A 23,578-nucleotide genomic window follows, 5' to 3' on the forward strand; every position below is an offset into this window, starting at 1 on the left:
GATTTACCTGCGGGAAGCCGGCACAGGCGCGCTTTGCGCCTCGGATGCGTGTCTCAATTCGATGAGTTGCTCGTTGTAGGCCTGAGCCACTGTGTTCATGTCTTCCGGCGAGGTCACCTGGGGGACGATGCTATTGGTAATACCCCATTCCTTGAGCGCTTCATGATGCGCGATGTATTCGATCTGGCGTTGAGCCGCCGAGACTGGCTGGATCTGCGCATTCAACATGATCTCCCCGTATGTCATCGTCGCGGCGCGACCAGGCGCCTCAGCCTCAATGCGCGCCACCGCAATACTGAAGTTGACGTGGGCGATGGAGCCATGGGTGACCGTCGGAGGAATATCCTTCACCAGTAACTCCGGCGCCCTTGAGGCCAACAGCAAGTGGGCCTGGATCAATGCTTTTTCGGGGGTTGAGGCTCGGCGCGTTTGGAAATAAAGGTAATCGGCCACGCTCTGGGCGGTTTTGGATAACGGTTGGCCTTTGAGCTGCTGCCCGGCCAAGTCAAAGCCGTCGACATGCTTTGCCGGCAGTGCTGAGCGGGCGGCTTCGGGCGCGTCATGCAACTGCAGGTTCAAGGCGGCCATCAACCAGTCATTGGCGCTGCCGGAGACCGACAGCGCGTCAAACCTGGCTTTGATCGCCTCGCCCAACGCTTGCCCCTTCGGCGATTGGATGATTCGGTCGAGCACTTGCTGCGGGTTACGCAGCTCGGACGGTTCAAACGCAATGCCCCGCATCAACGACTCCAGCACACAGCGAGTGGACGCGAGGTTCAGGTTGCCGACATCACCGTAAAGCAAAAACGCAGACAGTTGCCGTTGCGCCTCCTCGTCAAGCGGTCGAGGCCAGGACGTTGCACCTCCGTAGTTGCCGTATATCGGGCTGCGGGGTGCCGGCGCGAGGAGCAACGACCTGAGGTTCTGCGCATCCTCTGCGGTGACTGGACTATCAAAGCCGTGGTACTCAAGAAAGTCCTGCAGGCTGACGGCTTCCCCTTCCGGCAGCCCCCTGTCCCGTTCATATGACGAGTCGGGATGAACAGTGAAGGTGGTATCACGCAAATACTTGGGAATCGCCGAAACCTCCAGGTTGCCAGTCTCCAAAACTGAAACCAGGTGCTTGAGCGACACCGCCACGTCGTGCCGGTTGTTGATGTTGCCAAGTGCAACTTTCTGATTGTCTAAAGCATCCTCGCTACGTTGCTCCTGAACGCCAGGGAAATGAGCCGGGTCCAGTAAACCAAAAGTCTTTTCCTGTTCAAGTTCAGCTGAACGTTGTTGAAATTCCAAGGCTGTGTTTTGTTGTTGCTCAAAGTAGAAGCGCCCAACCAGCCAAGCTGGCGCACGGTCGGGGGAATCAGGCGATGGCAGCGGGAAAGGCATGTTTTTGTCGGATATGACCAGACCTGCATCCACTAACGGCGCCCTGGCAGCAGACCATCGCGGGTCCTCGCTACCGCGCTTCTGCATAGACGCCGTGAGCGAGACATCCGGCGCTACCTTGTAGCTGATCTGACCAGTTTTCGGCAGAATTTCAATTGATCCTGGAAGGGCTCTGACATATCGCCGCCATTCAACAAAATCCCGAGATTGAGCAGCATTGCCCAACTGAGTCCACCATTGGCCGAACGTCGAGCCCGGAGGGACATCAACCATGATGGCGTTGTCGTTGACCTTAGCCCCCGTAAACCCCAACAACGCTTTAGCGTAGTTTTGCGCCAGTTCAGCGTCGCTCTTGGTGCGTAGGGAATCAGTAGCGCTGGGTAATGGGGGGCCGGCAGGTTCCGATACCACGCCTACTATGGCCGAAACCTCGGTGGCGGGGGCTTCGAGGCGAACGGGGGAAGGGAATGCACGTACAGAACTGCTGGAAATGCTCATAGGGCGGCGGCTCAATCGTCAGGATTAAAGTCTGCCGGGAAAAATTCTAACTCCCAGCGGTAACTTTACGTGCCTCAAGCGCCCCTATGATTCCAGTACTGAACCGTATTTTTGTTTCTGTCTTTTACCTGCTTCAGGTCACGCTCGAAAATTGCCCGCCTGGTGGTTGACGTCACACAACCTACCTCACGCCTGAATCATCTCCCTGACCTTCGCCGTCAACAGGTCAAAGGTAAACGGCTTGGTGATCAATTGCATGCCCGGGTCCAGAAAACCTCCCCGTACGGCGGCGTGCTCGGCATACCCGGTAATGAACAGCACCTTGAGTTCCGGCCGAATCTGCCGGCCGATTTCTGCCAGCTGTCGGCCGTTCATGCCGGGCAAGCCCACGTCGCTGATCATCAAGTCGATACGCTGCTCGGACTCGATGATCGGCAGCGCCGTATCGGCATCGCCAGCCTCGACAAAGGCGTAGCCCAGTTCTTTGAGTACCGCACTGACCAATACACGCACGGCGGGGTCATCTTCGACGATGAGCACCGTTTCACCCGCGTTGGCGAATGGCAATAACGTCGGGTTGACCGCTTCGTGCGTTGCCATTTCACCGACAAACCGTGGCAAAAACAGGCTGACCGTGGTGCCTTTTCCCACTTCACTGTGGATCGTCACATGGCCATGGGATTGGCGCGCAAACCCGTAGATCATCGACAACCCCAGGCCCGTGCCCTGGCCAATCGGTTTGGTGGTGAAAAACGGATCGAACACGCGGCCCATCACGCTTTCCGGAATGCCGCAGCCGTTATCGCTGACGCTCAATTCCACGTAGTCACCGGGTTTCAGGGTGCCATAGGCCGCCGTGAACACATTGTCGAGATGGCGATTGGCGGTTTCGACCGTGAGCTTGCCGCCACCGGGCATCGCGTCTCGCGCGTTGATAACCAGGTTGAGCAGGGCGCTTTCCAACTGGTTCGGGTCGGCTTCGGCGGTCCAGAGCTGGTCGTTCAGGCGCATGTCCAGCGTAATGCTCTCGTTGATGCTGCGCTGCAGCAACTCGCCCATGGAAAACACCAGTTGGTTGATCCCCACGGGTTTTGAATCCAGTGATTGGCGACGGGAAAACGCCAGGAGTCGATGGGTGAGGCCCGCCGCTCGGTTGGCCGAGGTCACACCGAGGTCGATAAGACTGTCCAGATCGTCCAACTTGCCCCGGGATACACGCCTGCGCAGCAATTCCAGGCTGCCGATGATGCCGGTGAGCATGTTGTTGAAGTCGTGGGCGATGCCGCCGGTCAATTGGCCGACGGCTTCCATTTTCTGCGATTGGCGCAAGGCTTCTTCATTGCTGCGCAATTGCGCCGTACGTTCTTCGACTTGCTGCTCGAGGGTCTCCAGCGTGCGCTGCAAGCGCAGTTCACTCTCGCTCAAGTCAATCAGGCGGTCACGTGCTTCGTATTGACGGCGCCGACCGCGCAGGGCGGTACTCACCAGGCTGATCAACGTCACAGGGTGGAACGGTCGCTCCAGAAACGTCACGTTGCCCAACAAACCGCTCAAGTGGGATGAGCCATTCTGTTCGCTGCCGCCGTGATGGGTCATCAGCACAATGGGCAAATCCGACCAGGCCGGCTGCTGATGCAAGTACTCCAGCAAGGGTTCCAGATCAACCCCGCGCAACGCTTCAGCCGCAATGATCAGTAAGCCTGCACCTTGCTCCAGCGCTTCGCACACTTGCACCAGGCTGCCGACAGTGACGCCAGCGTAGCCAGCCTCGTTGAGCATCATCAACGCCAGCGACCCGTCACGGCCCATTGGCGCAAGGACGATCGCACGCTCGGAGACGGGAGAGAGCGCCGTCACACCCCCTCATCCTTGAGCAAAGGGGAGCCTGCGCCCATGTAGGTCGGTATGCCGCGCAACACGCCTTGGAAGTTATCAAGGGGCTCGCCAACGGTCATGCCCTGGCTGCCAATTCGGTATTCGCGAATGGTGGCTTCATGGGTGCCTGTGCGTTTCTTGATGATCGAGATGGCTCGACGCACCTTGCCCAAGGCTTCGAAGTAGCGCAGCAGGATCACCGTGTCCGCCAGATAGGTGATGTCGACGGGGGCCTGCATATCACCGACCAGCCCGTGTTGCGCGACCGTCATAAAGGTCGCCGCGCCCCGGCGATTGAGGTACAGCAGCAGTTCGTGCATATGCAGGATCAGCGCGTTTTCTTCGGGCATTGCCGCCTGGTAGCCGTTGATGCTGTCGATGACCACGGTTTTGATTCCGCGTTCGTCGACGCAACGCCGCACCCGGTGCGAGAACTCGCCCGGCGACAACTCAGCGGCATCGACCTGTTCGATCAGCAAGTTGCCGGTTTCCTGCAGGGCGGTGAGGTCGATACCCATGTTTTTCATGCGTTCGAACAACAACCCCAGCTCTTCATCGAAAATAAACAGTGCGGCTTTTTCGCCGCGCTCCACGGCAGCGGCGGCGAAGATCATCGAGATCAGCGACTTGCCGGTACCGGCCGGGCCGAGAATCAGGCTGCTGGAGCCGGTCTCGACCCCGCCGCCCATCAACGCATCCAGCGCGGCAATGCCGCTGCTCAAGGTCTCGCGTTTATAGCCCCCGCGATGCTCGGCGGCCACCAAGCGTGGGAACACATGGACGCCATCCTGCATGATGGTGAAGTCATGAAAGCCGCCCCGGTATTTCTGGCCGCGGTACTTCACCACCCGCACCCGGCGGCGCTCGGCGCCATAGTTGGGGGTCAGCTCTTCCAGGCGGATGACGCCATGCGCAACGCTGTGCACGGTCTTGTCGAGGGATTCGGTGGTGAGGTCGTCCAGCAACAGGACGGTGGCGTCGTAACGCACAAAGTAGTGCTTGATCGCCAGGATCTGCCGGCGATAGCGCAGGGAGCTTTGCGCCAGCAGGCGGATTTCCGAAAGGCTGTCGATGACCACGCGGGTCGGCTTCACCCGTTCCACCACCTCGAAGATCTGCCGGGTGGCCTCGCCCAGTTCCAGGTCGGAGGAATACAGCAGGCTTTGCTGGTGGTCGGCGTTGAGCAGGCTTTCCGGCGGCGTCAGTTCGAAGATATGAATGTTGTCATCCAGGTCCCAACCGTGAGACGTGGCACCTTGACGCAACTCGCGCTCGGTTTCCGATAGGGTGATGTACAGCGATCGCTCGCCGCTTTTCGCCCCCGCCTGCAGGAAATGCAGGGCGACCGTGGTTTTACCGGTACCGGGCTCACCTTCCAGCAGGAACAGGTGGCTGCGCGAGAGTCCACCGGCAAGAATGTCATCAAGACCTTCAATGCCAATGGCCGCTTTTTCGGATAGTTGCGCTTTGGATGTAGACAAGAAGTGCCCTCAGGTCACATACGAGTAGAGGATGCGCGGCCATGTGGACGCGCCATATTCTCTTGACCGTAGTGCTTTGCGGCGGTTCAACCTTTTACTGGGGAAATGAGCGCGAGGCCACGTTTTACAAAAATGGTGGCCACGCTATAAGCCCTGCTGCAATGCCGGGTCGTCCGGGTTCTGTTGCTCAAGTTGCGCGAGCAACACTTGGACATTTTGCAACTGGCCGCTTTCCTTCCAGTAATTGACCAGCAGCACCCGCGCCTTGCGATTGGCCGGGTGGCGCTGGATGATTTCTTCCAACTGGCGCTGGGCCGCTTCCAATTCCTGCTGGGCGTGCAGGGTGGTGGCCAGGTCGTAGCGGTAGTCCTGATTGTCCGGCTCCAGCTCCACCGCTTTCGACAGGCCCAGCAGTGCGTAAGGGCGTTCGCCATGGTGCAACAGCCACAGGCCAAGGGCGTGTTGCAGGTAGGCTGATTCAGGGTGCGCCGCCAGTTGGCGCGCCAGCAATTGGCGGGACTCTTCGGACTTGCCCTGTTTGTCGAGGAGTTCGATCTGCGCTACCACGGCTTGCAGGTTGTCCGGTTGCAAGCGCATGGCCTGCTCAAGCGCATGTTGCGCGTCCGGCAACAGGGCGCTGTGGATGTAGAGACGCGCCAGCTGAATCCAGCCTTCGGCGGTTTCGGGCTGGGCCTTGAGCTTTTTCACAAACTCATCCAGCACTTGCTGCAAGGGCCCGAAATACAGGCCCAAGGTGTCGGGCGACAAGCCCAGCAACGCATTGGCGGCGGCAAACCGTACTTCCTGTTCAGGATCATCCAGCACCGGGCCGAGCAACAGTGTGCGCTGACCGGTCGGCACCAGGCCGACAATACTGTGGATGGCGGCCTCGCGTACCTGGGGTGAATCGCTGCTCAAGTCTTTGTCGGCCAGCTTCAAGGCTTGGGGGCTGGGGTAGTTGGGCAGCTCGGCATGCAGCGCCACCCGGCGCTCGGGCGTCAGGTCTGGGCGGCCTAACTGCTGATACAACACGCGCGCCGCCCCAGGCTCACCGTTATGCGCCTGTTTCAAGGCTTTGGCGTAACCGTGGGCAATGGCGGGAGGCACGGCCACTGGGGTGGACCGAGAGAAATACCAAGTGAACAGCACAATCAACAACAGGGCGCACAGGCCGATGATGGAGTAACGGCGTGACTTTGACATGCAGGCGTCCGAAAGCTAAGGCAGCTAATACAAAGCCACCAGCTTCGGTCAGACCACGGCGAGTGTCAAACCTCTCTCAGGTGAGCACGTATTCCACCGGTTCCAGCGTCGGCGGCAGCGCGGTTTCACCGAGGGCCGCGAGTACTTCGCGCTCAAGGGTGCGCAGGATGGCATTGCAGGGCAGGTCGTTCTCATCAAAGCCGAACGGGTCCTCAAGGTCATCGCCGATTTCATCCAGCCCGAAAAACGTGTAGCTGACGATGGCGGTGAACACTGGCGTCAACCAGCCCAGCGGCTCAGCCATGGCGAATGGCAGCAGGATGCAGAACAGGTAGATGGTGCGATGCAGCAGCAGGGTGTAGGGGAAGGGCAGTGGCGTGCTTTTGATCCGCTCGCAGGATGCCTGCACCTGACTGAGGCTGACCAGTCGCGCTTCCAGCTGGGTGTAGCGCCATTCACTGATCGCACCTTGCGCGGCCAACGCGGGAAACCGGGCCCCCACCTGTTGCAGGACATTGTCGGGGAGGTTGGGGTGGTGCGGCTGGAACGTGCTCCAAGGCTGTATTGCCTGGGCTTCATCCTCGTGGCGCAACCGCGCGATCAGGCCATGCGCGAAGCCACACAGGCTGCGCAGCAACCCCGCACGTTCGGCCGGGTCACTGAGCACCTGGGTTTCGCGAATCAACGAGCGCACATCGATGATCATCTGCCCCAGTTGCTTGCGACCCTCCCACCAGCGGTCATAGCAGGCGTTGTTGCGAAAGCTCATGAAGATCGACAGCGACAACCCCAGCAACGTGAACGGCGTGGCATTGACCTTGGAGAAATACGCCGGGTGCAGGGTTTCCACCAGCACGATCACCGAGGCCAGCAAGGTGACCAGCAGGCTGCGCAGGGCGATGCGCTTGGCGATCGAGCCCTTGAGGGAAAACAGGATGCCCAGCAGGTTGGGTTTGGGGCGGACTATCATTCAGGGGCGGGCTTCGTGAGTGGCGCAGGCCATCAGGTTAGAAGCAAGCACCCCAGCCGTCCAATCGCTTGGGCCGACCGGTTGATCAGCGAGCTCGATGACTGGCCAAAACAGTCAGCCAGGTTGAGGGCTTTGACCATTGCCGCTACAGCGCTGCGGGGCGACTATTTCGACGATTCGGACCGTTCAAGGAAACAACAATGCAGATTGAAAACAAGATCTTCCTGGTCAGCGGCGGTGCTTCGGGCCTCGGTGCGGCGACTGCCGAGATGCTGATCGCTGCGGGTGCCAAGGTGATGCTGGTAGACCTGAATACCGATGCCGTGGCCGCCAAGGCCAAGCAGCTGGGCGACAATGCCCGCAGCTGCGTCGCGGACATCAGCCAGGAAGCGGCGGCCGAAGCCGCCGTGCAGGCCACCGTCGCAGCCTTTGGCGGCCTGCATGGGCTGGTCAACTGTGCCGGCGTGGTGCGTGGCGAGAAAATCCTCGGCAAGAACGGCCCCCACGGCCTGGCGAGCTTTGCCCAGGTGATCAACGTCAACCTGATCGGCAGCTTCAACCTGTTGCGCCTGGCGGCCGCCGTTATCGCTGAAACCGAGGCGAATACCGACGGCGAGCGCGGCGTGATCATCAACACCGCCTCGGTGGCGGCGTTTGACGGGCAGATCGGCCAGGCGGCGTATGCCGCGTCCAAGGGCGCCATCGCCAGCCTTACCCTGCCTGCCGCACGTGAGCTGGCGCGCTTTGGCATTCGCGTGATGACCATCGCCCCCGGCATCTTCGAAACGCCGATGATGGCTGGCATGACCCCGGAAGTCCGCGACTCCCTGGCGGCGGGCGTACCGTTCCCACCACGCCTGGGCAAACCGGACGAATACGCCGCGCTGGTGCGGCACATCATCGAAAACAGCATGCTCAATGGTGAGGTGATCCGTCTCGACGGCGCCCTGCGCATGGCTGCGAAGTAAGGAGCAACCCGCATGACTGATCCTATCGTTATTGTCAGCGCCGTGCGCACGCCCATGGGCGGGTTCCAGGGCGATCTCAAGAGCCTGACTGCGCCGCAGCTGGGGTCCGCCGCGATTCGTGCCGCCGTCGAGCGCGCCGGTATCGCCACCGATGCCGTGGATGAAGTGCTGTTCGGCTGCGTACTGCCCGCCGGCCTCGGCCAGGCACCGGCGCGCCAGGCTGCCCTGGGCGCCGGGCTGGACAAGGCCACGCGCTGCACCACCCTCAACAAAATGTGCGGCTCGGGCATGGAGGCGGCGATCCTGGCTCACGATTCACTGCTGGCCGGCAGTGTCGACGTGGTGATTGCCGGGGGCATGGAAAGCATGTCCAACGCACCCTACCTGCTGGACCGTGCGCGCAGCGGCTACCGCATGGGTCACGGCAAGGTGCTGGACCATATGTTCCTCGACGGCCTGGAAGACGCCTATGACAAAGGCCGCCTGATGGGCACCTTTGCCGAAGACTGCGCCCTGCACAACGGTTTCAGCCGTGAAGCCCAGGACGCGTTCGCCATTGCTTCGTTGACCCGTGCACAAGAGGCCATTACCCATGGCAGCTTCGCCGCCGAGATTGTCCCGGTTCAGGTCACCGTGGGCAAAGAACAGAAAACCATCCAGCATGATGAGCAGCCGCCCAAGGCCAAACTGGACAAGATCGGCAGCCTGAAACCGGCCTTCCGCGAAGGCGGCACCGTGACAGCGGCCAACTCCAGCTCGATTTCCGATGGCGCGGCGGCGTTGGTGCTGATGCGCCAGTCCGAGGCGCAGCAACGTGGCCTCAAGCCCTTGGCGGTGATCCACGGGCATGCCGCGTTTGCCGATGAGCCGGGTCTGTTCCCGGTGGCGCCGGTCGGGGCAATTCGCAAACTGATGACCAAGACTGGCTGGAACCTAGATGAGGTTGATCTGTTCGAGATCAACGAAGCCTTTGCCGTGGTCAGCCTCGTGACCATGAGCAAGCTGGAAATCCCCCACGCCAAGGTCAATGTCCATGGTGGCGCCTGCGCCCTGGGCCATCCGATCGGCGCATCGGGTGCGCGGATCCTGGTGACCCTGCTCTCGGCCCTGCGCCAGAGAGGCCTCAAGCGCGGCGTCGCCGCGATTTGCATCGGTGGTGGTGAAGCCACGGCCATGGCCGTCGAATGCCTGTATTAAGGAGCCCAGATGCTGCCCAATGACGAACAACTGCAGATCAGCGACGCGGCCCGGCACTTTGCCCAGGAACGCCTGAAACCCTTTGCCGCCGAATGGGACCGCGAGCACCGTTTCCCCAAGGAAGCCATCGGTGAGATGGCCGAACTGGGCTTTTTCGGCATGTTGGTGCCGGAACAGTGGGGCGGTTGCGACACCGGTTACCTGGCCTACGCCATGGCCCTGGAAGAAATCGCGGCGGGTGATGGCGCTTGCTCCACCATCATGAGCGTGCACAACTCGGTCGGTTGCGTGCCGATTCTCACATTCGGTAACGACCAACAGAAAGAGCACTTCCTCAAGCCACTGGCCAGTGGTGCCATGCTGGGCGCCTTTGCGCTCACTGAGCCCCAGGCCGGTTCCGACGCCAGCAGCCTGAAAACCCGTGCGCGCCTGGAAGGCGACCACTACGTGCTGAACGGCTGCAAACAGTTCATCACCTCCGGGCAGAACGCCGGGGTCGTGATTGTGTTTGCCGTGACTGATCCTGCGGCGGGCAAGCGCGGAATCAGCGCTTTTATCGTACCGACCGACTCGCCGGGCTACACCGTGGCCCGCGTCGAAGACAAGCTCGGCCAGCATGCGTCCGATACGTGCCAGATCCTGTTTGAAGACGTGAAAGTGCCGGTGGCCAATCGGCTTGGGGAGGAGGGCGAAGGCTACAAGATTGCCCTGGCCAACCTCGAAGGCGGCCGCGTGGGCATCGCCTCGCAATCGGTCGGCATGGCCCGCGCCGCCTTTGAGGCGGCCCGTGACTATGCCCGCGAGCGCGAAAGCTTTGGCAAGCCCATCATTGAGCACCAGGCCGTGGCCTTCCGCCTGGCGGACATGGCCACGCAAATCGCGGTCGCCCGGCAGATGGTGCATTATGCCGCCGCCCTGCGCGACAGCGGAAAGCCGGCGCTGGTGGAAGCCTCCATGGCCAAGCTGTTTGCCTCGGAAATGGCCGAGAAAGTCTGTTCGGCCGCCTTGCAAACCCTGGGCGGTTACGGTTACCTGAGCGACTTCCCGTTGGAGCGGATCTACCGCGACGTGCGGGTCTGCCAGATTTACGAAGGCACCAGCGACATCCAACGCATGGTCATCTCACGCAATCTCTAAGGAGCCGATACATGAGTTACGAAACCATTTTGCTCGACGTCCAAGGCCGCGTCGGGCTGATTACCCTCAATCGTCCAAACGCCTTGAACGCCCTGAATGCGCAACTGGTCAGCGAATTGAACCAGGCATTGGACGGCCTGGAAGCCAACCCTGACATCGGCTGCATCGTGTTGACCGGCTCGAAAAAAGCCTTTGCCGCCGGCGCCGACATCAAGGAAATGGCCGAGCTGACCTACCCGCAGATCTACCTCGATGACCTGTTCAGCGACAGCGACCGCGTGGCCAATCGCCGCAAACCGATTATCGCGGCGGTGAACGGCTTCGCCCTGGGCGGCGGCTGCGAACTGGCGTTGATGTGCGACTTCATCCTGGCCGGTGACGGCGCCAAGTTCGGCCAGCCGGAAATCAACCTCGGCGTCCTGCCCGGCATGGGCGGCACCCAACGGCTGACCCGCGCGGTGGGCAAGGCCAAGGCCATGGAAATGTGCCTGACCGGGCGTTTTATCGACGCGGTGGAAGCGGAGCGCTGCGGGATTGTCGCGCGCATCGTGCCGGCCGATGAGCTGCTGGAGGAAGCCTTGAAAGTTGCCACGCTGATTGCCGGCAAGTCGGTGCCGATCAGCATGATGGTCAAGGAAAGCGTGAACCGCGCGTTTGAAGTGAGCCTGTCCGAAGGCGTGCGTTTTGAGCGCCGGGTGTTCCATGCAGCGTTTGCGACGCAGGATCAGAAGGAAGGCATGGCGGCGTTTGTGGCCAAGCGTGCACCCGAGTTCAAGGATAAGTAACCCGGCCTGACAAACACTGGATGTCAAATGTGGGAGGGGCAAGCCCCCTCCCACAGGGTTTATGCGATGTGACAGTTAGAGTAACCCGTTTTTTATGAGTAATTCTTCAGTTCCCGCGCAATGACCATCCGCTGAATCTCGCTGGTCCCTTCGTAAATCTGCGTGATCCGCGCGTCCCGGTAGTAACGCTCCACCGGATAATCTTCCAAATACCCGTACCCACCGTGAATCTGCATCGCGGAGGAGCAGACCTTCTCGGCCATTTCCGAGGCAAACAGCTTGGCCTGGGAGGCTTCCGACAGGCATGGCTTGCCGGCGCTGCGCAGGCGTGCGGCGTGCAGGATCAGCAAGCGTGCGGCATTCAGTTGGGTTTGCATGTCTGCCAGCAGATTGGCCACGCTCTGGTGCTCGATGATCGCCTTGTTGAACTGCACGCGATCACGCGCATACGCCAAGGCGGCCTCAAACGCTGCACGGGCGATCCCCAGCGCCTGGGCGGCAATGCCAATGCGCCCGCCTTCCAGGTTGGACAGGGCAATCGCGAGGCCCTTGCCACGCTCACCCAGCAGGTTGGCCTCGGGCACCGTGCACTGGTTCAACGTGACGGCGCAGGTGTCGGAGGCGCGGATGCCCATCTTGTGTTCGGTGCGGTCCACCACGAACCCCGGAGTGTGCGTAGGCACCAGGAACGCCGATATCCCTTTCTTGCCCAGATCAGGGTCGGTCACGGCAAACACAATGGCCAGCTTGGCACGCTTGCCGTTGCTGACGAACTGTTTGGCGCCATTGATCACCCACTGGCCGTCACGCAGCTCGGCGCGGGTGCGCAGGTTGTGGGCTTCTGAACCGGCCTGGGGCTCGGTCAGGCAGAAGCAGCCAATCGCCTGGCCGCTGGCGAGGTCTGCCAGCCAGGTTTGCTTTTGTGCATCTGAGCCGTAGTTGAGGATTGGCCCGCAACCCACTGAATTATGGATACTCATCAGTGCGCCCGTAGCACCGTCACCGGCAGAAATCTCTTCGACGGCGAGGGCGTAGGCAACGTAATCGACGTAGGTACCCCCCCATTCTTCCGGCACCACCATGCCCAGCAGGCCCAGCTCCCCCATCTTCGCCACGAGGGCGTCGTCGATCCAGCCAGCTTTTTCCCAGGCTTGGGCGTAGGGGGCGATTTCACCACGGGCAAAGTCGCGTGCCATGTCGCGGATCATCACTTGTTCTTCTGTATATTCAAGGTCTTGCATGGCTTATTTCACAACCTTCTCGAAGTGATGGAAGAAGCTCTCTACATGGCTGAGCGCCAGCCCATGCAGGGTGGGCGGGTTCCAGCGTGGGCTTTTGTCTTTGTCGATAATCAACGCGCGTACGCCTTCGATCAGGTCGCCGCGTTCGAACCATTGGCGGTCCAGGTGCAGTTCCAGGGCAAAACACTGCTCCAGCGACAGGCGCCGGCCACGGCGCAGCATCTCCAGGGTAACGGCCATGGCCAGGGGCGAGCGCGTCTGCATCAGGCTGACGGTGTTGAGTGCCCATTCGTGGCTGTCGGCAACGGTGACTTGCTGCAATTGCTCGACGATGCTCGGCACATCCGGCAGCGCGAAGAAGTGGTCGATGGCGGGGCGCAAAGCGGCCAGGGGCGCATCTGGCAATTGCTGCACCGCCAGCCTGGCAAGCGCGCCTTGCAGGTCCTTGAGCGGCGAGTCGTGCCATCTCAGGTTGTCGAGCTTCTGGTCAAGGTCGGCCAGTTTGTGGCTGTCCAGGTACCAGTCAGCCAGCCCGCAATAGAGCGCATCGGCCGCGCGGATCTGCACCCCGGTCACGCCCAAGTAAATCCCCAGCTCGCCGGGAATACGCGGCAGGAAGTAGCTGCCGCCTACGTCGGGGAAGTAACCGATGGCTACTTCCGGCATCGCCAGGCGACTGCGCTCGGTGACCACGCGTAAATCGGCGCCTTGCACCAGGCCCATGCCGCCGCCCAGGACAAAACCGTCCATCAGCGCCAGCACCGGTTTACGGTAGTGGTGGATGGCCAGGTCCAACGCGTATTCCTCGACGAAGAAGTCCTGGTGCAGGGTGTCGCCATTCTTGAAGCTGTCGTACAGCGAACGAATATCGCCGCCGGCACAAAAGGCTTTTTCGCCGGCGCCGCGCAGGACCACGGCATACACCTGTGGATCATCCGCCCATGCCTGCAACTGGGACGTCAGGCTGCGGACCATCTGCAGGGTAAGGGCATTCAAGCCGGCGGGGCGATTGAGGGTAAGGTGCCCGATGTGGTTGCGGACTTCGGCGAGGACTTCGTCCTGAAGTATTGCTGCGTGGCTTGCCTCGGTTGAAACCTGAGCAGTCATCGATAACTCCCTGCTTTTATTATTCTTTATCAAGATGTTCGCGCACGAACCATCGTGTGATCGTACCAGTGCAAATTTGCACAGTACAACCCTCAATCATGCAGGTCGTTTTTGCATTTATGCAGGGAAAGAATGGTGGCCTCAAGGCACCCGACTGGCCAGCACCTCACCAATACTGCGGCGCCTGGCGTGGGTCTCCGCCGCGTGGATCAACTGCTCCAGCGCCGTAGGTTCCACATCGTAGAACTGCTCCATTTCAGCCAGCGCCAGTTTCAGGTCGGCAGCGGTGATTGCAGGGTCGTGACCGGCCTTGGGATCGTTCAAGATAACCGGCGAGGACTCGATGGCACCCTTGGGGTAGCGCGTGCGCGTGGCATTGTTGTAAGCCAGTGCACACGTCAGCAAGGCTCCGGCGCCCAGCAATACCGCGCCCAACTCATACCAGCCCAAGGCGGCGGAGGCCGGGTCGGCCAGCACCAGCGTCATGGCCAGGCCCCCGGCCGGCGGATGCAGGCAGCGCAACCAGCACATCAGCACCACCGTCATGCCCGCCGCCAGGCAGGCGCCGCCCAGGGAAGGCCCGAGGACGCGAGCCACCAGCAACGCCAGGACACCCGCGCACAGGTAGCTACCGATGATCGACCACGGCTGCGCCAAAGCGCCTGATGACACCGCGAACAACAACACGGCCGACGCGCCGAGAGGGCCGAGCAGATGCAGGGCCACGTCCATGCCAAATACTTGGGCGCATAGCCAGACACTGAACAGGGTGCCCAGCGCCATGCCGATCGCGGCACGGCTCCATTCGGTGGGACGGGTGTTGATAGCAGCAGGGTACCAGCGAGCGAACATTGAAAGGGCGTCCATAAACAGCGGGCAAAAAAAAGGCTTGTCTGGTCGCCCGGAGAAGCCCTTTGAACGTTCCAACATTTGGGGGAAGGAACAGCTGCAGTGTGCCGGGCTGGGAAGCAGGGCGCCAATGCATATTAATGAGGGTTGAATGCAAGAATATTGAGTTGTAGGGGGCTATCCGATCAGCGAGCTGCACATTTTACCCAGCACGCGATTATTGAAGTCTTCATCCAAAAAGCGTCTTTGCAGGTTTTCCCGTAGCCCTGGCTCACTGGCCAGCGGCCCGTTCAGCGCCACCAGGGCATCACGCAAACCCATCAATCGATCCAACGACGGCACGGGTAGGTAGCCCGAAGGCATCCCATCACGGGTCCAGGAAGCAGCGGGATCAAGCGAAACTTTATCTGGCACGGTGCTCTCCTCCAACGTCCTTGTTGTAATCCATGACCTGTGGCGGTAAATGAATACCGCACGCAGGCGAGTTTACAGTCGGGTTTTGGACGCAGGAAAGTGAAATGGCATCAGCCATTACGTAAAGCTACGTAGGAGTTCTCTGCGCCGGGGAGCGCCGGCGCAGGGCTCAAGGTTGCGGGGTTTTGACCAGGTGCAGCAGCACGTAAGGGTTGCGGTCAAATTCACCGGCCAAGGTCGGGGTGATGGAGCGAAAACGCGGGTCCGTCATGCCTTCGTAATCCGCTTCGCTCATCACTACCCAGGCGGGACCTTGGATCGGCTTCAGGTCGGCCGTTTGCTGGGTAAACAAAGGCACCTGGTCGCAGTCGAGGTTGACCATGTATTTGATCGCCTTGGCGTCTTTGCCCAGACCGTGCAACACCACTGGCGCGCGTTGCTGCATCACCTGTTCATGCACCTGCAGGGTAAACGTGCGTGTGTCGTAGACACTGCGCTCCAGCGGTTCGACCACCAGAATATACGTGGCCCACACCGCCAGTACTGCTGCAAAGGCTGGCCCGACTGGGCGCCAGCGGATCTTGAATAACGTCAACAGCGCCAACACCTGCAGCGCCCCCAGCACGCCGAACACCCACCCGAGGTGGCTCAACTGCTCCGGATAGCGCGGTCGCGCCAACAGCAAGCCGGCGATCAACAGTGTCGGCAGCAACGTCCAGATACCCAGCATCAGAACACGCAGCCAGGCAAAGAGCCGCCCGTGCGCAACTTGGAACGGATACGCCGCGATGATCGCCGCCATCGGCAACATCGGCAGCACATAACGCGCCTTTTTCGCCTGGGGAATCGACAGGCCAAGCATCACCAGCAAGGCCGCCGCCGCGCAATACCACACCAACTGCAACGCCGGCCCCGGCGCACGGCGCCCGCTGATCACCATTGCCAGCAGCACCAACACGGCCATGGGATAGGCCATGGCGTAGTTGCCCAAGGAACTGGTGAAGTAATACAGCACGCCGCTGGAGCCTTCGCTGCCATCCATACGGCCGAGGAACTGCATGCGAATCACGTCCTGCATGAAGCGCTCGCCGCCGCTGAGCTTGGCCATCAGCAACAGCAGGCCAACGCACGCCACCAGCAATGCCAGTGCCAATAAGCCGAAGCTGAACAGTTGCCGCCATTGCCGGTTGATCAGGTAATAGCTGCACAGCACGCCGGTCGGAATCACCAGGCCGATCGGCCCACGGATCGCAAAACCGACGATCAGCAACAGGTAAATCCAGTGCAGACGTTTACCCGCCCCAAAGTGATCGTGGGCATAACCCAGGTAAAACACCGCCAGGGCGATGGCGGCCAGCATCTGGTCGAGGGAAACCGCGCGGGTTTCGCTGATAAAGCTGCTGCTCAGCAACAGCATCGCAATGCTCAGCAAGCCCCAACGCTGGGAGTAGGGCGCCGTCAGGCGATACACCAGCATGACGATGACTGCCGACGCCATCGCCGTGGGCAGCCAGGCGGTAAGGCTGGTGACCTGGCCCAGCGGCACTGACAGCAGCCACGTCAGCAGCGTCGAGGTGGCCAGGTAATCCGCATAAGGCTGCCCATAGGTGGTGGGGAAAAAGCCTGGACCATGGCGCAGCATCTCCTGGGCGAACAGCACGAAGCGTGAGTCGAAGCCAATGATCGCCTGGTGCCAGCTGCCGGCGATAAACAGCAGCAGCGCCAGCAATCCCAAACCGAGGGATTGGCGGCGGATCGCTGGGCTTAACAGGGGCGGTCGGTCTTTGTTCACGTATCAGGCTTCCACGACCTGTTTTGCCACTTGAGCCACCCACTGCTGCTGGGGAATCGGCAACTGGCAGGAGTCGCCACGGCCGATCGGGTAATACTGGAACCCTTTGCGCGCCAGGCGTTCGCCGTCGTAGAGGTTACGGCCGTCAAAGATCACCGGGGTTTTCAGGCGCTGGTGGATCAGGTCGAAGTCCGGCGCCTTGAACTGTTGCCATTCGGTGCAGACGATCAGCGCATCGGCGCCGCCCAAGGTGGATTCCGGCGTACCCATCAGCATCAGGCGTGGATCATCGCCGTAGATACGCTGGGTTTCCTGCATGGCTTCCGGGTCGAACGCACGTACATGGGCGCCGGCGGCCCACAACGCTTCCATCAGCACACGGCTGGGTGCATCGCGCATGTCGTCGGTGTTGGGCTTGAACGCTAGGCCCCACAAGGCGAAGGTCTTGCCGCGCAGGTCGCCCTTGAAGAACGCATTGATCCGCTCGAACAGCTTGCTCTTCTGGCGTTGGTTGATGGCTTCCACGGCTTCAAGCAGGTCGCTGGAGCAGTTGGCCTGCTTGGCGCTGTGGATCAGGGCGCGCATGTCCTTGGGGAAGCACGAACCGCCGTAGCCGCAGCCGGGGTAGATAAAGTGGTAGCCGATGCGCGAGTCGGCACCGATGCCCAGGCGCACGGCTTCGATGTCCGCCCCCAGGTGTTCGGCGAGTTCTGCGATCTGGTTGATAAAGCTGATCTTGGTCGCCAGCATGCAGTTGGCGGCGTATTTGGTCAGCTCGGCGCTGCGCAGGTCCATGAAGATGATGCGGTCATGGTTGCGGTTGAACGGTGCGTACAGGTCGCGCATCACGTCGCGCACTTCTTCGCGCTCACAGCCGATGATGATGCGGTCCGGGCGGCGGCAGTCGGCAACCGCCGAGCCTTCCTTGAGGAATTCCGGGTTGGAGACGATATCGAAGTCCAAGTGCCGGCCGGCCAGGTGCAAGGCTTTTTCGATATGTGCGCGCAGGGTGTCGCCGGTGCCGACGGGCACGGTGGATTTTTCCACCAGGATCACCGGCTCCTGGCGGTGACGGGCGACCGCATCGCCCACCGACAGCACGTACTTCAGGTCCGCCGAACCGTCTTCGTCCGACGGCGTGCCCACGGCGATAAACAGCACTTCGCCGTGTTCGACCGCGAGTTTCTCGTCATGGGTAAAGTGCAGTCGCCCGCTTTCCAGGTTTTCCTTGACCATCGCCGCCAGCCCCGGCTCGAAGATCGTCACATGGCCTTTCTGTAAAGACTCGACCTTGTTTTTGTCAACGTCCATGCAGATGACATCGTGACCGACTTCGGCTAATACGGTGGCCTGCACCAGACCGACGTAACCACTACCAAATACACTGATTTTCATGGGGCATTCCTGGGACTTGTAGCGCTAGCACGGCGAGAGTTGATAACCAACACACCGAGGATGACAAGCGCCACCCCCAGGGTTTTTGAAACCGAAAAATCTTCGTTGAACACCGGCAGGCTGGCCGCCAGCAGATAGACCAGGGCGTAGCTGATGCTCAACAGTGAATAGGCACGGCCCAGCGGCAGGTATTTGAGCGCGCCGAGCCAGCAGAGCATCGACAGCGCGTAGGCCAGGATCGCCAGGATCACCATGCCGAGCGCACCCAGGTCGATGCTGTTGTGGGTGAACGCGTCCAGCCAGTCGCTGGGCAGCGGCAAGCGCGTCATGCTCCAGCGCATCCCCAACTGGGCGGCACTGACCAGGCCGACGCTGCCCAGGGCCAGGGCAAACCCTTGGACCCGGCTCATACGTGACGCCCCAGCAGCACGACACCGCTGATCACCAACGCCACACCCAGCCAGTGGCGGGCATCGATGGGTTCATGAAAGACAAACCGCGCCACCAGCGTGACCAGCACAAAATTGAGGCTGAGCATCGGGTAGGCAATACCCACTTCCAGGCGCTGCAACACCAGCAGCCACACCAGCAGGCCCAGGCCCAGGCATACCAGCGCCGACCACAACCACGGCGAACGCAGTTTCAGTGCCCAGCCCTCCGGCAGGTCGCGCCAGCTTTCCACGGCGAACTTCTGCGATACCTGGCCCATGCAGGTCAGCAGGCACGCAGCCAATAACAGCAGCAGGGTGATCAAGGCGTCACCTGCGGGAAGATCAGAATCACGATATTGCCTTGTTCATAGCGCTTGCCGTCGGTGGGCAGCAATGCCACTTCGGCCACTTCGTCGTCGCCTTTGACGCGCATCACCACGCCGACCGCACCTTGTTTGCGCGCCTCGGTCATCCACTGCTGGACCTGGGTGACATCCACCTTGTGATGGCCGGCATCCGGGTAGGCGAGGCCGTACTTGACTTCGCCGACGGTGTTGTAGAGCGTCACGTCCGGGCGTGCCAGGCGCCACGACAGCGCGGACGCCGCGCCCAGGTCATTGCTCAGCAAGGCGGTGGCAGGTTGCAGTTCCTGCAGGTGGTCGATGATGAATTGATCAGGGGTCTTGTTGTACACCACCGAGTGCGGCAACGCGGCCGGCAACAGGGCGACCATCAGCCAGCTGCCGAGAATCGGCGCCGCCCACAGGCGCAATGGCTGGGCGGCCTGCAGCAGGTTGACCAGGATCCAGCCGAACAGGAAGGTGAACACCAGCACCAGGCTGAGGGTTTCCTGCCCGTGTTCGTACACCGGTTTTTTCAATTGGAACCAGCTCAACGCCAGCAGCACCACCACGCCAATGACCAGGTTCAGCCAGCCGTTGATACGCAATGCACGGTAACGACCCTGGGCCAGTTTGTCGGCCAGGGTGTTGCCCATCAGCAACGCCAGCGGTAGCAGGCACGGCATGATGTAGGAAGGCAACTTGCCCTTGGCCAGGCTGAAGAATGCCAGCGGCATCAACAGCCACAGCAACACAAAGCCGATTTTCGCGCTGCGTTTTTCCAGCCAAGCCTGTTTGAGCGTGGACGGCAACAACGCCACCCACGGCAGGCAGAACGCAACCAGCAGCGGCAGGTAATACCAGAACGGCTCGGCGTGCTGGGCGTCGTCGCCGGCAAAACGTTGGATATGCTCGTGCCAGAAGAAGAAATTCCAGTAGTCGGGCTCTTGCAGGTGAACGGCCAGCGCCCATGGCAGGCTGACGACAATCGCCACCACCACGGCGACCACGCCGTAGCCCAGCAGCTCACGAAAACGCTTCTGCCAGATCGCGTAGGGCAGGGCGATCAACACCGGCAGCAACCAGGCCAGGAAACCCTTGGTCATGAAGCCCATGCCACAGGCCAGGCCCAGCAGCGCCCAGGCCCCCAGCCGCCCGCTGCGCGTGGTGCTGTCGAAGCAAAACCACAAGGCCACGCCGGTCAGGTTGACCCAGAAGGTGAACTGCGGATCGAGGTTGGCGTAGCCGCCCAGCGCCGCGACACTGACAAAGCTCATGTAGAGCACGGTGCTGACCAGGCTTTTCTGCGGGTCATTCCACAGCCGGCGCGATACGAGGTACACCAGCAGGATGCTCAAGCCGGTGCTCAAGGCGGACGCAAACCGCACACCGAACAGGTTCTGCCCGAAGATCGCCTGGCCCAGCGCGATCATCCAGTAGCCCGCCGCCGGTTTCTCGAAGTAGCGGATGCCCATGAAGTGCGGCGACGCCCACTTGCCGGTCAGCAGCATTTCCTGGCTGATCTGTGCGTAGCGGGTTTCATCCGGGATCCACAGGCCGTGGGTGGCCAATGGCAGCAGGTAGAAGACGCCAAACGCCAACAGGAGCAGGGGCAGGGCCCAACGGCGGATCATGCCTGCTGCACTCCGAGCCAGCCCTCGCGGCCGGGCAAGGCGCCGCGCACCAGCTGTTGCTGGGGCAGGGAGGTCAGGTCGGCAGGCAACAGGTCGCCCAGGGGTTTGAAGTCGATGCCGCGCTGCCCTGCCTGGGCGAGCAACTGGCGAAAATCATTGGCCATCAGAATCCCTTCTACTTCTGCGTGGATCGTGTAGACGTTGAGCTTCGACGCGCCAAAGCGGTCGAGGATGAAGGTGTTGAAGTCTTTGGCAGCCACCACCGGCCCGACGACTTCGTCGAAGGTCGGCAGGTCCACCGGAATTTGTGGGGTGCCCGCGCTGCCATCGGCCAGGGTTGGACGAAACAGGCTGGTGCCCCGGCAATCGCTGTTGTAGCGAAAGTTGAACCCTTGCTTGGCTTGCACGACGCGTTCATCGGCGCGCCAACCGGCGGCCGCTGAACAGTCGATGCGTTCGCCGAGGATGTCGCTCAGGGTCTCCACGCCGCGTCGAATCTGCTCGACCAGCTGCGCTTCGCTCCAGCGCCCGGTGTTGGCTTGCCAGCCATGGTGATCCCAGGCGTGCAGGCCGACTTCATGCCCGGCCGCCTTGGCCTGGCGCATCAAGTGCCCCAGGTCGCGGCCGATCGGTTTGCCCGGCCAGGCGGTGCCGGCCAGCAAAATGTCCAGGCCATACAAGCCCACGGCGTTGGAACGCAGCATCTTCCACAGGAACTGCGGGCGGATCAGGCGCCACAGGTGGCGCCCCATGTTGTCCGGCCCGACACTGAAGAAGAACGTCGCTTTTACCCCAGCTTCATCCAGGGTTTCGAGCAACCGCGGCACACCTTCACGGGTGCCACGGTAGGTGTCGACGTCGATGCGAAGACCTGCCTCCATTACTTTTTGTCCGCGATTTCAAGCATGGCTTCACGCAGGAAGAAGTCCAGCGTGTTGCCGATGGTTTCGCTCATCTCCACGGTCGGCTCCCAGTTCAGCAGGCGCTTGGCGTTTTCGATGCTTGGCTTGCGGTGCGCCACGTCCTGGTAACCGGTGCCGTAGAACGCTTTGCTCTCGACATCGCGGAAACCGGCGAACGGCGGGAAGTTGCCACGCAGCGGGTGCGCTTCGAACTGACGCAGCAGCTCTTCGCCCAACTGGCGGATGCTGGCTTCGTTTTCCGGGTTGCCGATGTTGATGATTTGGCCATTGCACGCGTCATTGTCGTTATCAATGATGCGCGCCAGGGCTTCGATGCCGTCGGCGATATCGGTGAAGCAACGCTTCTGCTCACCACCGTCGAACAGGCGGATCGGCGTGCCTTCCACCAGGTTGAGGATCAGCTGGGTGATGGCGCGGGAGCTGCCGATGCGTGCCGAGTCCAGGCGGTCCAGGCGCGGGCCCATCCAGTTGAAGGGGCGGAACAGGGTGAAGTTCAGGCCCTTGGCGCCGTAGGCCCAGATCACGCGGTCCAGCAGTTGCTTGGAAACCGAGTAGATCCAGCGCTGCTTGTTGACCGGGCCAACCACCAGGTTGGAGGTGTCTTCGTCGAAGTACTGGTCCTGGCACATGCCATAGACTTCGGAGGTCGACGGGAAGATCACGCGCTTGTTGTACTTGACGCAGTAGCGCACCAGCTTGAGGTTTTCTTCGAAGTCCAGTTCGAACACGCGCAGCGGGTTGCGGGTGTATTCGATGGGTGTGGCGATGGCCACGAGCGGCAGGACCACGTCGCATTTCTTGATGTGGTACTCGATCCACTCGGTGTGGATGCTGATGTCGCCTTCGACGTAATGAAAGTTCGGGTGGCTGCGCAGGCGCTCGATGGCGTCGGAGCCGATGTCCAGGCCGTAGACTTCGTAGCGGTCGTCACGCAACAGGCGCTCGGACAGGTGGTTACCGATAAAGCCGTTCACGCCCAGGATCAGCACGCGGGTACGGCGCGGTTTGCGGCCGGACTCGGCGCCGCGCAGCACGGAACCGTCGACCAGGCCCAATTCGTTGGCCAGGGACGGGCCGGCCAGGTACAGGCCGTTGTCGTTGCGCTGGCCGAACTTGATTACCAGGGAGTCTTCACCGCACGCGATACGCAGCGGGTTGACGCTGATCACACGGCCCGGCGTCAGGCCTTCGTTGCCCTTGACCACGTCGGCCTGCCACACGACCAGCTTGTGCTCGCCCACGGCGCAGAAGGCACCTGGGTAAGGTTGGGTCACAGCGCGCACCAGGTTGAACAGTTCCTCAGCCGGTTTTTTCCACTCCAACTTGCCATCGGCAGCGGTGCGGCGACCGAAGTACGTGGCCTGGCTTTCATCCTGGGCGGTTTCCGCCAGTTTGCCTTGGGCCAGTTGCGGCAGGGCGTCGCGCAGCAGGTTGCTGGCGGCGTCGCGCAGTTTGGCGTGCAGGGTCAGGCCGGTGTCGCTGCGCTCGATGATGACTTTCTGCTGGGCCAGGATCGCGCCGGCATCGGCACGCTTGACCATGCGGTGCAAGGTCACGCCGGTTTCGGTTTCACCGTTGACCAGCACCCAGTTGGCCGGGGCGCGGCCACGGTATTTAGGCAGCAACGAGCCGTGCAGGTTGAACGCGCCTTTGCGCGCCGTGGCCAGCAGCGGCTCGCTCAGCAGGTTGCGGTAGTAGAACGAGAAGAGGTAGTCCGGGTTCAGCTTGGCGATGCGCTCGATCCACAGCGGGTGGTTGGCGTCTTCCGGAGCGTGCACCGGGATACCATTGCGCGCGCACAACTGGGCGACGGAACCGTAGAAGTTGTTTTCCTTCGGGTCATCGGCATGGGTGAACACAGCGGCAATGTCGTAACCGGTATTGAGCAGCGCTTCGATGCCTGCACAACCAATATCGTGATACGCGAATACAACAGCTTTTGAACTCATGT

At 61.4% G+C, this 23,578-nt stretch carries 20 protein-coding genes; 4 read left to right on the top strand and 16 right to left on the bottom strand.

Going from position 1 to position 23,578, the window contains the following annotated elements:
• Nucleotides 1–3: 3 nt before the first annotated feature.
• The 5 genes from AC3ZU9_RS00775 to AC3ZU9_RS00795 all read right to left on the bottom strand — a co-directional run bounded on the left by AC3ZU9_RS00775 (nt 4) and on the right by AC3ZU9_RS00795 (nt 7,413).
• Nucleotides 4–1,884 (bottom strand): hypothetical protein, encoded by a 1,881-nt coding sequence (locus tag AC3ZU9_RS00775; protein WP_490090144.1) that lies wholly within the window; start codon nt 1,882–1,884, stop codon nt 4–6.
• Between the two features lie 186 nt (nt 1,885–2,070).
• Complete coding sequence (locus AC3ZU9_RS00780) at nt 2,071–3,741, bottom strand: ATP-binding protein (protein WP_490090145.1); 1,671 nt, start codon at nt 3,739–3,741, stop codon at nt 2,071–2,073.
• Nucleotides 3,738–5,240 carry an ATPase domain-containing protein gene (locus AC3ZU9_RS00785; RefSeq protein ID WP_102060488.1) on the bottom strand — a complete coding sequence of 501 codons (1,503 nt, stop codon included), beginning with the start codon at nt 5,238–5,240 and terminating at the stop codon, nt 3,738–3,740. Before AC3ZU9_RS00785 ends, AC3ZU9_RS00780 begins: the two co-directional genes overlap by 4 nt.
• 144 nt (nt 5,241–5,384) lie before the next feature.
• Nucleotides 5,385–6,443, bottom strand: coding sequence for a tetratricopeptide repeat protein (locus tag AC3ZU9_RS00790; RefSeq protein WP_012724205.1), 1,059 nt, complete (start codon nt 6,441–6,443; stop codon nt 5,385–5,387).
• A gap of 76 nt (nt 6,444–6,519) precedes the next feature.
• The gene (locus AC3ZU9_RS00795) at nt 6,520–7,413 is read right to left on the bottom strand and encodes a bestrophin family protein (RefSeq protein ID WP_490090146.1); all 894 of its coding nucleotides are present in this window, start codon (nt 7,411–7,413) and stop codon (nt 6,520–6,522) included.
• Nucleotides 7,414–7,613: 200 nt separating this feature from the next.
• On the opposite strand from AC3ZU9_RS00795, the gene AC3ZU9_RS00800 reads away from it, so the two are divergent.
• Genes AC3ZU9_RS00800 through AC3ZU9_RS00815 form a run of 4 tightly spaced genes read left to right on the top strand, consistent with a single transcriptional unit; the run spans nt 7,614 to nt 11,500 of the window.
• The gene (locus AC3ZU9_RS00800) at nt 7,614–8,381 is read left to right on the top strand and encodes an SDR family NAD(P)-dependent oxidoreductase (RefSeq protein WP_490090147.1); all 768 of its coding nucleotides are present in this window, start codon (nt 7,614–7,616) and stop codon (nt 8,379–8,381) included.
• Between the two features lie 12 nt (nt 8,382–8,393).
• Nucleotides 8,394–9,578: an acetyl-CoA C-acyltransferase gene (locus AC3ZU9_RS00805; RefSeq protein WP_093544509.1), complete on the top strand. Its 1,185-nt coding sequence runs from the start codon at nt 8,394–8,396 to the stop codon at nt 9,576–9,578.
• A gap of 9 nt (nt 9,579–9,587) precedes the next feature.
• The gene (locus AC3ZU9_RS00810; RefSeq protein ID WP_093544507.1) at nt 9,588–10,715 is read left to right on the top strand and encodes an acyl-CoA dehydrogenase; all 1,128 of its coding nucleotides are present in this window, start codon (nt 9,588–9,590) and stop codon (nt 10,713–10,715) included.
• Nucleotides 10,716–10,726: 11 nt separating this feature from the next.
• Nucleotides 10,727–11,500 (top strand): enoyl-CoA hydratase, encoded by a 774-nt coding sequence (locus AC3ZU9_RS00815; RefSeq protein WP_012724210.1) that lies wholly within the window; start codon nt 10,727–10,729, stop codon nt 11,498–11,500.
• A gap of 92 nt (nt 11,501–11,592) precedes the next feature.
• Here AC3ZU9_RS00815 and AC3ZU9_RS00820 read toward each other — a convergent pair whose 3' ends face one another.
• The 11 genes from AC3ZU9_RS00820 to arnA all read right to left on the bottom strand — a co-directional run bounded on the left by AC3ZU9_RS00820 (nt 11,593) and on the right by arnA (nt 23,576).
• On the bottom strand, nt 11,593–12,741 hold the full coding sequence (locus AC3ZU9_RS00820) for an acyl-CoA dehydrogenase family protein (protein WP_012724211.1): 1,149 nt from the start codon (nt 12,739–12,741) through the stop codon (nt 11,593–11,595).
• Between the two features lie 3 nt (nt 12,742–12,744).
• Complete coding sequence (locus AC3ZU9_RS00825; protein ID WP_102060494.1) at nt 12,745–13,848, bottom strand: enoyl-CoA hydratase/isomerase family protein; 1,104 nt, start codon at nt 13,846–13,848, stop codon at nt 12,745–12,747.
• Between the two features lie 141 nt (nt 13,849–13,989).
• Nucleotides 13,990–14,700: an HPP family protein gene (locus tag AC3ZU9_RS00830; protein WP_122811484.1), complete on the bottom strand. Its 711-nt coding sequence runs from the start codon at nt 14,698–14,700 to the stop codon at nt 13,990–13,992.
• 174 nt (nt 14,701–14,874) lie between these two features.
• A complete protein-coding gene (locus AC3ZU9_RS00835) occupies nt 14,875–15,111 on the bottom strand; it encodes a type VI secretion system contractile sheath small subunit (RefSeq protein ID WP_139237994.1) in 237 nt (78 codons plus the stop codon).
• 169 nt (nt 15,112–15,280) lie between these two features.
• Nucleotides 15,281–16,903 carry an ArnT family glycosyltransferase gene (locus AC3ZU9_RS00840; protein WP_093544498.1) on the bottom strand — a complete coding sequence of 541 codons (1,623 nt, stop codon included), beginning with the start codon at nt 16,901–16,903 and terminating at the stop codon, nt 15,281–15,283.
• Between the two features lie 3 nt (nt 16,904–16,906).
• The gene (locus tag AC3ZU9_RS00845; protein WP_046034161.1) at nt 16,907–18,298 is read right to left on the bottom strand and encodes a UDP-glucose dehydrogenase family protein; all 1,392 of its coding nucleotides are present in this window, start codon (nt 18,296–18,298) and stop codon (nt 16,907–16,909) included.
• On the bottom strand, nt 18,295–18,708 hold the full coding sequence (gene arnF / locus AC3ZU9_RS00850) for a 4-amino-4-deoxy-L-arabinose-phosphoundecaprenol flippase subunit ArnF (RefSeq protein WP_046034160.1): 414 nt from the start codon (nt 18,706–18,708) through the stop codon (nt 18,295–18,297). Before arnF ends, AC3ZU9_RS00845 begins: the two co-directional genes overlap by 4 nt.
• On the bottom strand, nt 18,705–19,052 hold the full coding sequence (gene arnE, locus AC3ZU9_RS00855) for a 4-amino-4-deoxy-L-arabinose-phosphoundecaprenol flippase subunit ArnE (protein WP_012724218.1): 348 nt from the start codon (nt 19,050–19,052) through the stop codon (nt 18,705–18,707). Before arnE ends, arnF begins: the two co-directional genes overlap by 4 nt.
• The gene (gene arnT / locus AC3ZU9_RS00860; protein WP_012724219.1) at nt 19,049–20,704 is read right to left on the bottom strand and encodes a lipid IV(A) 4-amino-4-deoxy-L-arabinosyltransferase; all 1,656 of its coding nucleotides are present in this window, start codon (nt 20,702–20,704) and stop codon (nt 19,049–19,051) included. Before arnT ends, arnE begins: the two co-directional genes overlap by 4 nt.
• Nucleotides 20,701–21,585 (bottom strand): 4-deoxy-4-formamido-L-arabinose-phosphoundecaprenol deformylase, encoded by an 885-nt coding sequence (gene arnD, locus AC3ZU9_RS00865; RefSeq protein ID WP_012724220.1) that lies wholly within the window; start codon nt 21,583–21,585, stop codon nt 20,701–20,703. The genes arnT and arnD overlap by 4 nt, the downstream gene beginning before the upstream one ends.
• A complete protein-coding gene (gene arnA / locus AC3ZU9_RS00870; protein WP_490090148.1) occupies nt 21,585–23,576 on the bottom strand; it encodes a bifunctional UDP-4-amino-4-deoxy-L-arabinose formyltransferase/UDP-glucuronic acid oxidase ArnA in 1,992 nt (663 codons plus the stop codon). Before arnA ends, arnD begins: the two co-directional genes overlap by 1 nt.
• Nucleotides 23,577–23,578: the final 2 nt, after the last annotated feature.

It is taken from the genome of Pseudomonas sp. A39 (assembly GCF_058145955.1).